This is a genomic window from Tenacibaculum discolor, from assembly GCF_003664185.1.
GTDB classification, from domain to species: Bacteria; Bacteroidota; Bacteroidia; order Flavobacteriales; family Flavobacteriaceae; genus Polaribacter; species Polaribacter discolor.
In genome coordinates this window covers 71,475-86,503 of record NZ_RCCS01000008.1, presented here as the reverse complement: position 1 = coordinate 86,503, position 15,029 = coordinate 71,475, and the positions used below count along the sequence as shown (strand labels likewise).

Annotated in this window: 16 protein-coding genes; 12 read left to right on the top strand and 4 right to left on the bottom strand. The window is 30.3% G+C overall.

The window, feature by feature from the left end:
- The 8 genes from C8N27_RS10940 (at position 1) to C8N27_RS10905 (ending at position 8,007) form a co-directional block, all read left to right on the top strand.
- Complete coding sequence (locus C8N27_RS10940) at positions 1-807, top strand: hypothetical protein (RefSeq protein ID WP_099216586.1); 807 nt, start codon at positions 1-3, stop codon at positions 805-807.
- Positions 808-843: 36 nt separating this feature from the next.
- On the top strand, positions 844-2,403 hold the full coding sequence (locus tag C8N27_RS10935) for a bifunctional metallophosphatase/5'-nucleotidase (protein ID WP_121147401.1): 1,560 nt from the start codon (positions 844-846) through the stop codon (positions 2,401-2,403).
- A 142-nt stretch (positions 2,404-2,545) separates the two neighbouring features.
- A complete protein-coding gene (locus tag C8N27_RS10930; protein ID WP_121147400.1) occupies positions 2,546-3,748 on the top strand; it encodes a putative porin in 1,203 nt (400 codons plus the stop codon).
- A gap of 99 nt (positions 3,749-3,847) precedes the next feature.
- Entirely contained in the window at positions 3,848-4,384 is a 537-nt protein-coding gene (locus C8N27_RS10925) for an FMN-binding protein (RefSeq protein ID WP_121147399.1), read from the top strand.
- On the top strand, positions 4,385-4,876 hold the full coding sequence (locus C8N27_RS10920) for an Aq_1264-related membrane protein (RefSeq protein ID WP_121147398.1): 492 nt from the start codon (positions 4,385-4,387) through the stop codon (positions 4,874-4,876).
- Between the two features lie 141 nt (positions 4,877-5,017).
- Entirely contained in the window at positions 5,018-5,545 is a 528-nt protein-coding gene (locus C8N27_RS10915; RefSeq protein ID WP_121147397.1) for a hypothetical protein, read from the top strand.
- A 2-nt stretch (positions 5,546-5,547) separates the two neighbouring features.
- Positions 5,548-7,260, top strand: a complete 1,713-nt coding sequence (locus tag C8N27_RS10910; protein WP_121147396.1) for a tetratricopeptide repeat-containing sensor histidine kinase — start codon at positions 5,548-5,550, stop codon at positions 7,258-7,260.
- Positions 7,261-7,263: 3 nt separating this feature from the next.
- Positions 7,264-8,007 (top strand): LytR/AlgR family response regulator transcription factor, encoded by a 744-nt coding sequence (locus tag C8N27_RS10905; protein ID WP_121147395.1) that lies wholly within the window; start codon positions 7,264-7,266, stop codon positions 8,005-8,007.
- On the opposite strand, the gene C8N27_RS10900 is transcribed toward C8N27_RS10905, so the two are convergent.
- The 3 genes from C8N27_RS10900 to C8N27_RS10890 all read right to left on the bottom strand — a co-directional run bounded on the left by C8N27_RS10900 (position 8,008) and on the right by C8N27_RS10890 (position 9,758).
- The gene (locus C8N27_RS10900) at positions 8,008-8,277 is read right to left on the bottom strand and encodes a hypothetical protein (RefSeq protein ID WP_099216594.1); all 270 of its coding nucleotides are present in this window, start codon (positions 8,275-8,277) and stop codon (positions 8,008-8,010) included. It abuts the gene before it with no gap.
- A 5-nt stretch (positions 8,278-8,282) separates the two neighbouring features.
- Positions 8,283-8,870, bottom strand: a complete 588-nt coding sequence (locus tag C8N27_RS10895; protein ID WP_121147394.1) for a hypothetical protein — start codon at positions 8,868-8,870, stop codon at positions 8,283-8,285.
- A gap of 123 nt (positions 8,871-8,993) precedes the next feature.
- Entirely contained in the window at positions 8,994-9,758 is a 765-nt protein-coding gene (locus C8N27_RS10890) for a hypothetical protein (RefSeq protein ID WP_121147393.1), read from the bottom strand.
- Between the two features lie 255 nt (positions 9,759-10,013).
- Here C8N27_RS10890 and guaB point away from each other — a divergent pair, with 255 nt between their 5' ends.
- The gene (gene guaB / locus C8N27_RS10885; protein WP_121147572.1) at positions 10,014-11,489 is read left to right on the top strand and encodes an IMP dehydrogenase; all 1,476 of its coding nucleotides are present in this window, start codon (positions 10,014-10,016) and stop codon (positions 11,487-11,489) included.
- 70 nt (positions 11,490-11,559) lie between these two features.
- Here the strand turns inward: guaB and C8N27_RS10880 are convergent, their stop codons facing one another.
- Positions 11,560-12,336 (bottom strand): hypothetical protein, encoded by a 777-nt coding sequence (locus C8N27_RS10880; protein WP_121147392.1) that lies wholly within the window; start codon positions 12,334-12,336, stop codon positions 11,560-11,562.
- Positions 12,337-12,707: 371 nt separating this feature from the next.
- On the opposite strand from C8N27_RS10880, the gene C8N27_RS15940 reads away from it, so the two are divergent.
- The 3 genes from C8N27_RS15940 to C8N27_RS10870 are packed head-to-tail and all read left to right on the top strand — an operon-like array spanning position 12,708 to position 15,028.
- The gene (locus C8N27_RS15940; RefSeq protein ID WP_167444748.1) at positions 12,708-12,875 is read left to right on the top strand and encodes a hypothetical protein; all 168 of its coding nucleotides are present in this window, start codon (positions 12,708-12,710) and stop codon (positions 12,873-12,875) included.
- Positions 12,876-12,935: 60 nt separating this feature from the next.
- Entirely contained in the window at positions 12,936-13,118 is a 183-nt protein-coding gene (locus tag C8N27_RS10875; protein WP_121147391.1) for a hypothetical protein, read from the top strand.
- Between the two features lie 29 nt (positions 13,119-13,147).
- Positions 13,148-15,028: a hypothetical protein gene (locus C8N27_RS10870; protein ID WP_147431724.1), complete on the top strand. Its 1,881-nt coding sequence runs from the start codon at positions 13,148-13,150 to the stop codon at positions 15,026-15,028.
- The last annotated feature ends 1 nt before the right edge of the window (position 15,029 follow it).

Genomic DNA, 15,029 nt, shown 5'->3' with positions numbered 1-15,029 from the left:
ATGATGAAATTAAATATTATTTTTCTATTTTTCTTTTTTTCAGCCTTTTCTCAATCTACAAATAGTGAAAGAATAGGGGTGTGGAATGTGAATGGTAGTAAAATAGTTAAAAATCAGTCGGTAAGTGATGATTTAGCTGCTTATTATTGGGGTGAATTTAATAGGATTTTCCCGAAAGAGCTCACCCAAAAATATATAAAGCGTATTGTTTTAATGACGGATGGGGTAGATGAAAAAACAGGAGCTTTAGTAGCATTGAGTTCAAAAAATGATAAATGGCAGTTAGAAATTGATATTAGAGATGTTAATTTTGAAACTAAGGATAAGAGAAGACTTCATGAGTCAGTATATACTTTAGTACACGAGTTTGGGCATTTATTAACATTAAATAGAACTCAGATAAGGCCAACAAACAAAAGGCAACAAGAAGAAGGAGAGTTATATTTAACTCTTGAAGGAGAAGCTTATAAAGATAGTTACATCAATAGGTTTGTTAACATATTTTGGAAAGGAGCATTATTAAATCGTTGGGATGTTATTCAACGAAAATATTGTTATACAGAAGCAAACTGTGTAGAAAAACTATATGACTTATACTTAAATAATAGAACAGAGTTCCTTACAGATTACGCTGCTGAAAGTCCAGAAGAAGATATTGTTGAAAGCTGGACAGCTTTTGTGTTAAGACCTAAAATAAAGAAGCCTAGAACTATAGCACATAAAAAAATAAACTTCTTTTATCAATTTCCAGAATTGGTAGAATATCGAAAAATGATAAGACAAAACACACGTCAATATCTTCACTAGAATTCGTAAATTTGGTTTTCTTATAAAAAAAGCCAAATGAAGCAATTTAAAACCCTATTACTACTTTTAATAACTTGCACTTTAGTTAGTTGTGGTTCTCCAAAAAAGAAAATCAATACAACTACATCAGAAACAACGTATCAGTTTAAAAAAGATAATGATAAAACCTATTTTACATTACTGCAATTAAACGATGTGTATGAAATAGCCCCAATTCAAGGAGGAATGTATGGAGGAATGGCAAGAGTAGAAACAGTTCACAAACAACTTTTAAAAGAAGATAAAAACACCATGCTAGTATTAGCAGGAGATTTTTTATCACCTTCTTTACTAGGAACAATGAAGTATAATGGTGAGCGAGTAAGAGGGAAACAAATGGTAGAGGTTATGAATGCTATGAACTTTGACCTTGTTGCATTTGGAAACCACGAATTCGATTTAAGTTTTACACATTTACAAGATCGTTTGAATGAGAGTAAGTTTGATTGGATATCAGCCAATGTATTACATAATGTTGATGGTAAACACTCTTATTTTCATAAAATCGTTGATGGTAAAAAAGAAACTTTAAAAGATTTTTTCATAAAAGAATTTAAGAGTTTAGATGGAACTACTTTAAAAGTAGGTTTTATAAGTGTTTGTATTCCGTCAAACCCCAAAAGTTACGTGTATTATGGAGATATGTATAAAGAAATACAACGCTCTTATAACGAAATAAAAGATAAAGTAGACATCGTATTAGGGTTAACTCACGCATCACTTACACAGGATAAAGAAATAGCAAAACTTTTACCAAACGTGCCATTAATTATGGGAGGTCACGAACACACCAATAGTTACACAACAGTAGGAGAGGTAACAATTGCAAAAGCAGATGCTAACGCAAAAACAGCCTATATCCATAGGTTTGAATATAACCCAAAAACAAAAGAAGTCAGCTTTAAATCTGAGTTAAAAGAAATTAATAAATCAATCCCTTTTGATGCGAGTGTAAAAGAAGTTGTAGATAAATGGCAAGCAGTCTTAGAAGATAAAATTCAAGAAGTAGTATCGAATCCTTATGAAATAATATACAAGGCAGATCAACCTTTAGATGCAAGAGAAAGTACAATTAGAGTTGTACAAACCAATATGGGGAAAATTATAGCAGAATCAATGAGCTTAGCGTATAATAATGATGTAGATTGTGCTTTGGTAAATGGAGGATCTGTACGAATAGATGATGTATTATCAGGAGATATAAATGCTGTTGATATTTTTAGAGTATTACCATATGGAGGAGAAATTTTAAAAGTTGAGATTAAAGGAAGCTTATTAAAAAAAGTGTTAGATTTTGGTGTAGAATCTTCAGGAACAGGAGCCTATTTACAAAGATTTAATGCTGAAAAAGTAAATGGAGTATGGGAGCTAAAAAATGGAAAACTACAAGAAAACCAAACTTATACAGTTGCTTTTTCAGATTATTTATTAAGAGGACTTGATATTCCTATACTTTCAAGTAAAAGTGAAGGGATTTTAAGTGTTTACACACCAAAAAAAGAAGAATTAGCATACGATATACGTAAAGCAGTTGTTAATTTTCTAAAAGAAAAATAAATGTAAAATACTGTCTATTAAATAAATATTAAAATGTGTTAAAGTTTATTTAAAATAAATCTTAATAAAATTTGTTAGATTAATTATCTCTATTACTTTTGCGGTCGTAAAATTAAAATAGTTTAAAATTAATCTAAATAAAATGAAAAGAATATTTTTCGGTTTATTAGCAGGAGTGTCTTTATTTGCATCGGCGCAAACAGCTCCAAAAGATAGTATTCCAACAAACCCACAAAGCCAACAAAATGCTGCACAACGTTTATTGTCTTCTAATTTAAGTCAAAAAGGGTTAACAGTAGGAGGTTATGGGGAAGTACACTTAAATAGAGCTACAGGTAAAGAAACAAATTTAGATGTTCATAGAGTAGTAATGTTATTTGGTTACAAGTTTAATGAAAGAACACAGTTTATTACAGAAATTGAATTTGAGCATGTAAAAGAAGTTTACATTGAGCAAGCATTTTTACAGTATGGTTTAACAGATAACTTAAATGTAAGAGCTGGTTTAATGTTAGTACCAATGGGGATTGTAAATGAATACCACGAGCCAACTACATTCAACGGAGTAGAAAGACCAAGTATGGATAAAGCGATTGTACCAACAACATGGAGAGAAATCGGTTTAGGAGTATCAGGAAAATGGGATGAAGCTTCTTTACGTTACCAAGCTTATATGTTTAACGGATTTAACTCAGGAACTTACGACGATGCTACAGGTGAGTATACTGGAAAGTTAGGAGGATCAAATGGTTTAAGAGGTGGTCGTCAAAAAGGAGCAGAATCTAAAATGAACAACATTAATTTTGCTGGAAAATTAGATTATTACGGATTACCAGGTTTACGTTTAGGGTTATCAGGATACTTTGGAAGAACACAATCTGATAGAGCAGTAGAAGATATTAACGGAGCTGATGTAGGTATTGCAATGCTTGGTTTAGATGCTCGTTATGCTTATCAACGATTTACAGCTCGTGGTCAATTTATCCACGCTAGTTTATCTGACACAGAAGAGTACAACGCGTTATATAATTTAGATAACTCTAAAGATGCATTAGGAAGTGAGTTACAAGGATGGTATTTAGAAGCCGCTTATAACTTATTACCTATGGATAAAAAGCAACAATTATACGCCTTTGCTCGTTATGAAGATTTTAACACACATGCTTCTGTAGAAGGAGGAATTAGCGAAAACCTTGCTTATGATCGTGATGAGTGGACGTTTGGTTTAACTTATAAGGTTGCACCAGGAGCTGCATTTAAAGCAGACTACCAATTAAAAAACAATGCAATAGCAGGAAACCCAACAACAAAACAATTAAACTTAGGTTTTGGAGTTTGGTTCTAAGAGAACTAAAAGTTTAAAAAAATATAAAACCGAACCAAATTCTAGTAATTTGGTTCGGTTTTTGTTTTTTATTTAGACTAATTCTAATATTTTTGCAACATGAGAAAACAAATACTATTTCCTTTTGTACTATTAATAGCTTCTTTTAGCTTGTCATCATTTGTTATTCCAAAAAACATTCAAAAAAAAGTAGCTAAAGAAATTAGTAAAACTTTTGATGTAGAGGATTTTGGCTTACAAAAAGTAGAAATATCAGATGAAGTTAATGACCAACTTGTACGTAAAATAAAAGGAGAAAAGTTGTTTAAAATAAATGCGAATAATAAACTCATTGGTTATGCATTTATTGATAAAGCACCTAGTAAAACAGACGAATTTGACTATTTAATTTTATTAGATTCAAATTTAATTATTGCTAAAACTAAGGTGTTAATTTATCGTGAAGATTATGGTGGAGAAATAGGAAGTAAACGATGGTTAAAGCAATTCAAAGGTAAAACATCAAAAGATAAGCTGAAGTATCAAAAAGATATTATGGCAATTTCTGGAGCAACAATATCTGCTTCATCAATGACTATTGCTGTAAATACATTCCTTCAAAATTTAGCAATTCTTCATCAAAATAAGGTATTATAAATGCAGGTTCACGGAGTTATTCATCAGTTTCCTAAAGAAATAAAACATTTAATATTCGTTTTTGTAGCTACGTTAAGTATAGGCTATTTTGGAGGTCTTTCTTTTGTAAAAGATACGACCAATGCTAGCTCAAAAGGAATACAAGAACGCTACTTAGGAAATGAAGACGATGAAGAAGCTACTAAAATGATGTTTAAAAAATCTCCTGGAGAAATTAAAACATTAGTACACAATCACATTTTATCACTTTCAGTAATTTTCTTTTTATTAGCAATTATTTTGTCTACAACAAGTATTACTATGAAGCTGAAATTGTTTTTAATGATAGAACCTTTTATTTCAGTTGTATGTACCTTTGGAGGTATTTACGTAATGTGGACAGGTATTACTTGGATGAAGTACATAGTTATGGCTTCAGGTTTTTTAATGACAGCTGTGTATGTTACTTCAGTTATTGTTATTGTTCAACAACTGTATTTCAAAAAACAATAAATAATATTACTTTTTCTAAAATTCTTTTTTAGAAGAAATTTAATTCATAAAATATCACTTAAAAATTATTTTAAGTAGGTTTTCTATCTAGTCTTTTTATTGTAATTTTAGCCAAATAACCAAATTAAAAAATTATAAAAGATGGGAAACCCAGTAAACGTTAACGGAGTTACATTAACATTAAAAGATTTTAGAAAATTTGACACCAATATTAGTGTTGATAATATACCAAAAGGACCTTTAGTTAACATGTCAGGTCTTGAAGGTAGTACAAGTAACTATTTTACTGTGACGGTTTTAGCATACTTACCAGATAACCCTTTGAAGCCAATTGAAAACACCACTGGTTTACAACTACAAGGAAATGAAATCTATTTAAACTATTATGGAATTATTCCAGTTCAAATCCCAAATAAAGAAGGAGGGTATAATATGGTAAGTTGTAGAGATTTTAGAGTAGATTTTAATTGCGATGAAGTAGCCAGTCAATATGATTTGTATTATATAGAATATACTTATGAATTGGAAGAAGGGACTGAATTAGCGGACATGATTCTTGTTAGGAATAACAATACAAATCCAATTTTGAAAGATGTAAATGAAGGACCTATAACAGATAGAGGAACAGTTACAGCACCAGCAGAAACAGAACCACCAACAGAATTTTAATTTTGAGTAAATTAAGTTCTATTATAGGAATAATAACTTTGTTTTTTTTTCAGGTTAATGGTCAGCCTAAAAAGAAAAACAAAGTTTTTATTGAAAGAGGTTATTCTATATGCCAAAAATATAAGAATGAAACTTTTTGTAAAGCCTTAAACTTTTATAAAGAAAAACAGTATGATTCCTGTTATGCTTACAGTAGTAAAGCTTTATTATTGACTAATAAAGAGGAAGAAATTACTTATATTAATTTTATGCAAGCGTATAGTGCTTATAAAAAAGGTTTTTATAAAAAGGCTTTGCAAAGTTTACATTCAATTACTGATGATAAGGAGAATATCTTAGAAAAACAAGTTTTATTAGGAAGTGTATACTTAAGTTTAAAAAAATATAATAAGTCAATAAATCATTACGAAAAAGCTTTAGAAGAAGGGCCTGAAGTTTTCAGAAAAAAAAACATTTACCATAATTTAGGAGTTAATTTTTTACAAAAAAGAATTTTTGGAAAAGCTAACGAATATTTTTCGAAAGAAGTTTCTCTAATAAAGAAGAAAGATACTGCGGCAATAATTAGAACCAAAATTGATTTAGCAAACCTATATTATAATCAATACTTAGACGATAAGGCAATTCCGTTGTTTAAAGAGGCTTATGATCTGTCCAAATTATACTCAGATTTTAATCTTAAACAAATATCTGTAAGAAACATGGCAGTTGTGGAGAAGAATAGAAAAAATTATAAAAAAAGTATAGAGTACTATATGGAGTATGGTAACTGGAAAGATTCTATTTGGAACCGTGATAAAATTTGGGAGCTTACAGAAAAAGACAAACAATTAGCCGTAGCGCAGAAGCAACAAGAAATCGTTTTGCAAGAAGAACAGCTAAAGCGTCAAGCAGTGGTGCAAAAGAGTTTGGTAATAGGAGCTTCGGGTTTATTAGTTTTTCTCGGATTTTTAGGCTATTTTTATAGAGAGTTAAAAAGTAAAAATAGGTTTATTACTCAACAAAAGGAAGAGTTAAACGTAGCTAACAAAACCAAAGACTATTTGTTTTCTGTAGTGTCTCACGATTTACGTTCGCCAATAAATACAATTAAGCGACAACACGAAAAGCTTAAACGACAGTTAAAAAACAAAGAATACGACGCAGTCAATGAAACTACTAACAATGCTATTGCATTAACTGAAAGTACAAGTCATTTATTAAACAATGTATTACATTGGTCGTTAGAACAAAACAACCAGTTATCGTTTAAAGCAGAAGAGTATCCTTTAAAACCGTTGGTAGAACAGGCAGTTTATAACTTTGAAGAAATTGTAGAAGCTAAAAACATTGCACTAACTACCGTGTTAGAGGCTACTATTTTGGTAAAAGCTGACAAAGAGTCCTTAAAAATAGTATTGAGGAATTTGTTAGATAATGCACTAAAATACACAGGAGAAAACGGTACAATAGCAATAAAAACCTATAACGACTCTGAAGAATTTAGTACAATTGAAATTAAAGACACAGGTTTTGGAATTTCAGAAGAAAAACTAGCAAAAATTAAAGGATTAGAAGATTTAAGTATTGACAAAATTAACAGATCTGAGGGCGTAGGGCTAGGTATGTTACTATGTCAAACACTTATTAAAAAGAATAATGGAAAATTACTCATAGATAGTGAGTTGGAAGTGGGGACAACTATACGAATTTTGTTACCCAACGCAAGCGCATAAATTATGAAAAGACTACAATTACTATTGCTAGAAGATTCAGGAGAGGAAGCTTTAGAACTTTCTTCTTTTTTAGAAGATAATGATTACGAGGTATCATTAGCAAAAAATGCGGTAGAAGCAGAAAAGTTAATTAGAAATCGCTTTTTTGATGTTATTATTTTAGACATCATGATAAACGGAAGACCAGACGGAATTTCGTTAGCACACCGTTTGAATAAAGAAGGAATTAATGTGCCTTTTTTATTCTTAACAAGTATGCAAGGAAGAGAAATTTTTGATGAAGCAAAACTAACCAATCCGTTAGTATATCTTTTAAAGCCATATAATAAACTGGAATTGTTATTCTCTTTAGAGTTGGCGATAGAGTCATGCTATCAACAAAGTAATAGTATAAGCTTAGCTTCAGACAATGCAGTGTTAAGTCCTGCTTTTTTATTCATAAAGAAAAAAAGAAGCGTAGTAAAAGTTGATGTAGCTGCTATTAATTATGTAGAAGTAAAAGAAAAATACTGTAGTATAATTTGCGACTCAGGAAATTACCTAATAAAGTTATCGTTAACCAAGCTAAAAGACATGCTGTCTAATCCAGATTTTAGACAAGTGCATAGAAATTACTTGGTAAACGTTAAGAAAATCAAAGAAATTTACTTTGAAGATAACCTTATAGTATTAGACAATGAAGAGAAAATTCTCTTTAGTGAGCGTTATAAAACAGCATTTATAAAAGACAATACAATTTTTAGATAGTTATACAATTTTAGAAACTAAACTTATAACAAAGCCAAAGCCATTTTCGATATTAGAAATAGCTTTGGCTTTTTCGTTATTACTAATAGTAGCATCATCAATAAGTTTAAGTGTTTTTATGGCATTAGCATTGGTAATTTTACTTTCCTTAATAAAAGCATCCACTTCACTAAGTTTTAAGTTAGTTAGGCTAGCCAATTGTTTGTTAAACTCAGCATCAGTTTGTGAAGCAGCTTCTTTAGCTATATTGTTCCAATCTATAGAATTCATAATTGTTATTTTTCAGTAATTACTTTTTCAATATTTATCAATTTATTTAGAGTATCCCCAGTTTTATCAATACTCTGATTAATGGTGTTTTCAACTTTTTTTATGTTAATTCTGTCACCTGTAAGTTGATCTATAGCAGATAAAGCATCACTTTCTGTAGTTTTTACTTTTACAACAGAATTAATTAAGTTTTGAAGTGAAGTAGTAGCTTTACTATAATCGCTATAATTAGAATTTAGTTGGTTTAAAATATCTTGCCTTTGTAAATCCAATACACTTTGAAGAGAGTCTTTTTTACGATTAATAATAGGAACAATACTATTAAGAATATTAGGTAACTCCTTTTTGTAGTCTAAAGAATCAGGTAATAAACCCTCAAACTTTTTTAGTAGCGTAGGGGTGTATTTATTCTCAATAAATAAATTTATTTTTTCTTTTCGTTCATCAAAAAGTCTGTTGACTAAAGAAACATTTAGCTGATGCATATTATCTGCTTCTTTAATAACCTCTTTCGTTAATGTTACAGTAGAGCTTGGAATACTGGCGCAGGAAAAAAGAAAAAAAGAAAAAATAGATACGTAAAAGTATTTCATAAGTATAGTTAGTTTATAATTAAAAAGAGGTTGCTACAGTATTGAGCTAAGTTCGGTTAGTATGCTGTAAGCTCTATTATAAATAATCACTTAACGTAACAACCTCTTTGTTTTTAAGTATAGTTAATTTGTATTGGGTTTTGGTATGATAAAAATAGATTTAACTCTATCTATAATACCCTGTAGGATACTAAAAATAGCTTCTGAGGAAAAACCTCCAATAAGAGCTAAAACACCTTTGTTAAACAAGTTAATATCTTCAGGGCTTTTGGTGTAAAACGAAATAATTTCAGACATAATAAGTCCGGCAATAATACCAAGTACTATTTGGGCTAAATAAGAAATAGATTCTTCTGATACCATGGTAGATTCTTTAATAGAATCGCTAACTCTTTTCAATAAATAAAAAATAACCCCCAAACCAGCAACAGATGCTAAATAAGAGAGGTTTAAAAGGAGTGGCAGTCCAGAGTTATTCATTAAGCCTTTATCTAATGAGTCATTATTTACATCAGGAGAAAGAGCAGTAACAATAAATAAAACCAAAAAGAAAAGCGCTAAGAAAATAAGATTCCTAACTATAGGAAGTTTACTGAAAATAGATTTATTTTGACCTTCATCACGAAGAGCTTTCGTATATTCTATCGATTTTGGTGTTGCAGGAGCAATATTTTTAACAAGAATATTATGAGCATTTATCAAATCGTTCAGGTTCTTACTTTCAATTAAAGAGTTCACTTCAGTATTAATAACAATACCATTATAAATAGCGTATGATAGCATGTTGTTAATCTCAGTAATCAATTCTATAGATACCTTAGGGTAAACACCATTACTATTAGTGCTAACAATTTTTTTACTGTCTTTTTGAAGGGTGTTATTTTCCATTGCTTTATTTTATGAGTTCTAATATATGCAAAAGCAATATAAATTTAAAAAAAAGGTGAAAAAGAAAATAGAAGAAAAACCCTCAACGTATAAAACTTGATTATTAACGTAATAGAAAAAAGGTTAAAATAAAATGCTACTAAAAAAATAAACATTAAAAAAATGATTTTCTTAACTTAAATTTAAAGGTTGTTTTTGCATTATTTGTAGTATATTTGCATGCAATTAATTAACAACACACTAAATTGATTGCATATGCAAGCTCATCAATCTAAAATACTAGGCGAAGGATTAACGTATGATGACGTTTTATTAGTTCCTGCTTATTCAGAAGTACTTCCAAGAGAGGTTTCAATTCAAACAAAATTTACAAGAAATATAACAATCAATGTTCCTATTGTATCTGCGGCAATGGATACGGTAACTGAGTCTGCTATGGCAATTGCTATTGCAAGAGAAGGAGGAATAGGAGTGTTACATAAAAACATGACAATTGAGCAGCAAGCTCAAGAAGTTCGCAAGGTAAAGCGTGCAGAAAGTGGAATGATAATCGACCCGATTACCTTATCGTTAAGCGCAATCGTTTTAGATGCAAAACAAGCAATGCGTGAGCATAAAATTGGAGGTATTCCAATTGTTGATGAAGCAGGAAAATTAGTAGGAATTGTAACCAACCGTGATTTACGTTTCGAAAAAAATAACGAGCGTCCTATAGTTGAAGTTATGACCTCTGAAAACTTAGTAACAGTTGCAGAAGGAACTTCTTTAAAAGATGCTGAAGTTATCTTACAAGAAAATAAGATTGAAAAATTACCAGTTGTTAATGATGATGATAAACTTGTAGGGTTAATTACCTTTAGAGATATAACAAAACTTACACAGAAACCAACAGCAAATAAAGATACTTATGGTCGTTTACGCGTAGCTGCGGCATTAGGAGTAACACAGGACGCAGTTGATAGAGCAGAAGCATTGGTTAATGCAGGTGTAGATGCTGTGATTATTGATACAGCTCATGGACATACCAAAGGAGTAGTTTCTGTATTAAAAGAAGTAAAAGCAAAATTTCCTGAATTAGATGTAGTTGTAGGTAACATAGCAACTCCTGAAGCAGCTAAATATTTAGTAGAAGCAGGAGCTGACGCGGTAAAAGTAGGAATAGGACCAGGATCTATTTGTACAACACGTGTAGTTGCTGGTGTAGGGTTTCCACAATTTTCAGCAGTATTAGAAGTAGCTGCTGCAATTAAAGGAAGTGGAGTTCCAGTAATTGCTGATGGAGGCATTCGTTATACAGGAGATATTCCAAAAGCGGTTGCGGCAGGAGCAGATTGTGTGATGTTAGGATCTTTATTAGCAGGAACTAAAGAATCACCAGGAGAAACTATTATTTACGAAGGAAGAAAATTCAAATCGTACCGTGGAATGGGATCTGTTGAAGCAATGAAACAAGGTTCAAAAGATCGTTATTTCCAAGATGTAGAAGACGATATTAAAAAGTTAGTTCCAGAAGGAATTGTAGGTCGTGTTGCTTACAAAGGAGAATTACAAGAAAGCATTCACCAGTTTGTAGGGGGATTACGTGCAGGAATGGGATACTGTGGAGCAAAAGATATTGAAACATTAAAAAATACAGGAAAATTTATCCGTATTACTGCAAGTGGAATTAACGAAAGTCACCCACACGATGTTGCTATTACTAAAGAAGCACCAAACTATAGTAGACGATAAAATATAAAGTTATTATTACCTTAATTAAGGTAAAGGCAAAAGCTGTTAATTTAAATATTAACAGCTTTTTTTATGGTCTGAAACCTTCTTTCTCCAAAATGTAAGGTGTAATAGGGTCTAATTCCTTTAATGTTTCAGGATGTACACCCCTAGCCGTAAAGAATTCTCGTTTTCCCTCTGTATTACTTCCATACCAAAAATTCTCCTTACCGTTTGTAAAAAATTCCATATCCTTGGTAAGGGTTACCTTTTTAAAGCGATCAATATCTATATGGTATAAAGTGTTTTTAATAGCTTTTTCATTTGTACATGATGTCTTTTCATAATAATCTCCATTCCATATAATACAATTACTAGTTTCGTAATTAATATATAAAAATAAAGGAATAGCTAACATAGGAATTAGAGTAAAAACGATAGACTTTTTATACTTAGCAATACAAATGAGGCAAATCTTTTTCTTTTTCGTAGAACCTAAAAAATCTGCATAGTTTTTATATCCTAGATACTCAGCTATTAAATCTTTTAATTCAATTTTAGGTTCTCCAGCACCATTTTCAACATTATCTACATACTTTTTGTAATAATTGGAAAGAGTTTTTTTTGTTGTTTGAAATTTAGGTCTTGGAGCATCATTGCCTAGGTATTCATTTACAAAATAGGTAAAACAGCCATTAGTAGTCTTATTTTCAACAGCTTCGTCTTTCATTAACCCTTCTAATAATTCAGTAAATAACTCTTTTAGAGGTTCTTTTTTGTTTTTTTTAGCAGATAAACACTTAAAGAAATGTTTAAAACAAAAAATAAAGTCAATGTCGTTTAGTGTAGTCCTTAAATCATTTTCCATGGTAGTTGATTGGTTTTTCCAAAGTTAAAAAGGATGGAAAAAACATGGAAAAGGAAACCCGTAAAATGAGAAAATCTTTTCCAACTTCTTTTCCATCCATTTTCCACAATCTCATTTGAAGTCAGTTATATGTTTGTACCAGAATTAATCGAGATATAAAAAAGAAAACAAATTGATTGGTTCTAATTAAAAGATGAAATATCGGTAGAATTTCTTAGGGGGGAAGCTACTTAATAATACCGATGTCCATCTCTACTTCCCGCGAAAGAGGCGCGCGACTCTTTTAAAAATTCTACACCCAACATGGTGTAACTGTAGCTAAGCAAAGTGCTTGGACAGGATAAATATTATCAATTTTTAAAAGTAACAAAATGAACAAGGTTTTATTAATTATTACATTTTTAGTAACAAATGGATTATACACTATAAATACAAATTCAACAACTGTAGCACCTGAAACAAACTCTACGGAAACAACAACAAGTGATACAGGTGGGGAAGATGGTCAAATACCTGATGAAGATGAGGATGAAGGATAGGTAGTGATAAAAGAAGGCTTTTAAAGCCTTCTTTTTTATTTTAGTATAAAATTTATTTATATGAGAAAAGTAATTTTATCAGTGACACTTTTATTAATAAGTGGAGTATTCACATCTTGTACAGACTTATCCGAAAATAATGTACAAAGAAAAATAGAGCAAGAGCTTCAAAGTACAGGAGGAGAGGAAGACCAAGATCCAGATGAACCTGAAGATCCAAATGAAAGTTTAACAGGTAAATAGAAAAAAAGTAATATTTTAGGAGGATGAAAATGATTAAGATTTTATCCTTCTTTTTTTTTGTGTTAGCTTTTTCTTGCAAAAAAAGTATAGGTGTTCAGAATAATGAAGTTATAAAGCTGTATAGTTTATCTAAAAAAGACTCGTTAACAACTTTACAAAAAAGAGTATTTTTAGAAAAAGCATTTGAAGCATTAAAGTTAAAGAGGAATGATTCCTTGGAATTAAAAATGCTAAACTACAATGTAATTCTTTATAGAAAAGAAAAAAAATATAAAGAAGCGATTAGAGCTTCAAGAAAATTATTGAATACTGCTCAAAAATATAACAATAAAAAAAATATAGGAGAGGCTTATTATAAAATGGGATTGTATTATCAAAGAATGAACATTGAAGACTCGGCGTATGTATATTATAAAAAATCTTTAGATGTTTATAAAAACCTTAAGGATAGTGTTAAAATAGGAAGAAGGCTTTTAAATATAGGAATTATAGAGTCCAATTTTGGAGACTATCAGAAAAGTAATGCAACAGCGGTTAAAGCATTGAAATATTTGAGTAAATCAAAAAAAAGATACATAGTTTCAGTTTATAATTGTTTAGCTATAAATGCACGAAATCAAAAAAAAATACTTAAATCTATTGAATATTATAACAAAGCAATAGATTATTCAACCAAAGAAATCAATAGGAATATATGTAAAAATAATAAGGCTAATATATATAGAGATTTGGAAGAATATTCAAAGTCAATAGAGATTTTAGAAAATATTTTAAGAGATTCTAATCTTAATAAAACAGAAAAACTTAAAGCACGCGTCATAGATAACCTAGCGTATACAAAATGGCTTCAAGGTTCAAATAGAAATGTAGTAGCTGACTTACATTTAGCAGAGAGTATAAGAGTAGCAGAAAAAGATAGAAATGGTTTAATAGCTTCGTATTCACATTTAGCAGATTATTATAAAGACGTAAATGTTAATAAATCACTAGAATATGCTTATAAAATGAAGAGTGTTGCAGAAAATGAAAAGAGTGTTTATGATATTATAGATGCCTTAGATAAAGTAAAAGAAATAGAGAAACCTGAAAAAGCAATACTTATAGCCAATAGAAGAAGTATTATAAAAGATAGTATTGAATTAGCAAAAGATAAAGCACAAGAAAAATACGCTTTGATAAAATATGAAAGTGAAGAAAATGAGAAGAAAGCAATTGAAAACCAATTCTTAGCAGAACAACAAAAATCACAAAAACAACTCTGGATTTTTACAGTTATTCTTACCATTCTATCCTCAATAGTCTATTTCTTTTACAAAAGAGAAAAAAATAAAAAAGAAAAAGCCATAGAAGTCTACAACACAGAAACCCGCTTAGCTAAAAAAATACACGATGAATTGGCAAACGATGTATACGCGGTAATGAATACACTACAAAATACTTCAATAACAGATGAAAGGTTGCTCACTAGAGTAGAGAAAATATACGCACAAACCAGAGATATTTCTCACGAAAACAGTCCTGTACTCACAGGAGAACACTTTGAGAATTTCTTAAAGCAACTGTTTTTAGATTTTACGAACGATCGTTGTAAAGTAATCCATAAAGGATTACAAGAAGCAAACATAAACCAGTTAGCTAAAGAAAAACAAATAGTAGTGTATAGAGCCTTACAAGAGCTCTTGGTAAACATGAAAAAATACAGCGAAGCAACTTTGGTGCTTATCACTTTTTCAGTAGAAAAAAATAAATTATCAATAGCGTATCAAGACAATGGAATAGGTGTAGAAAACCTCTCTGTAAAAAATGGTTTGCAAAATATGGAAATCCGTATTAAATCAGTAGGAGGGTTTATTACTTTTGAATCAAAGCAAGAAAAAGGATTTCAAGCAAAGTTTCACTTTAAAAAGTAGT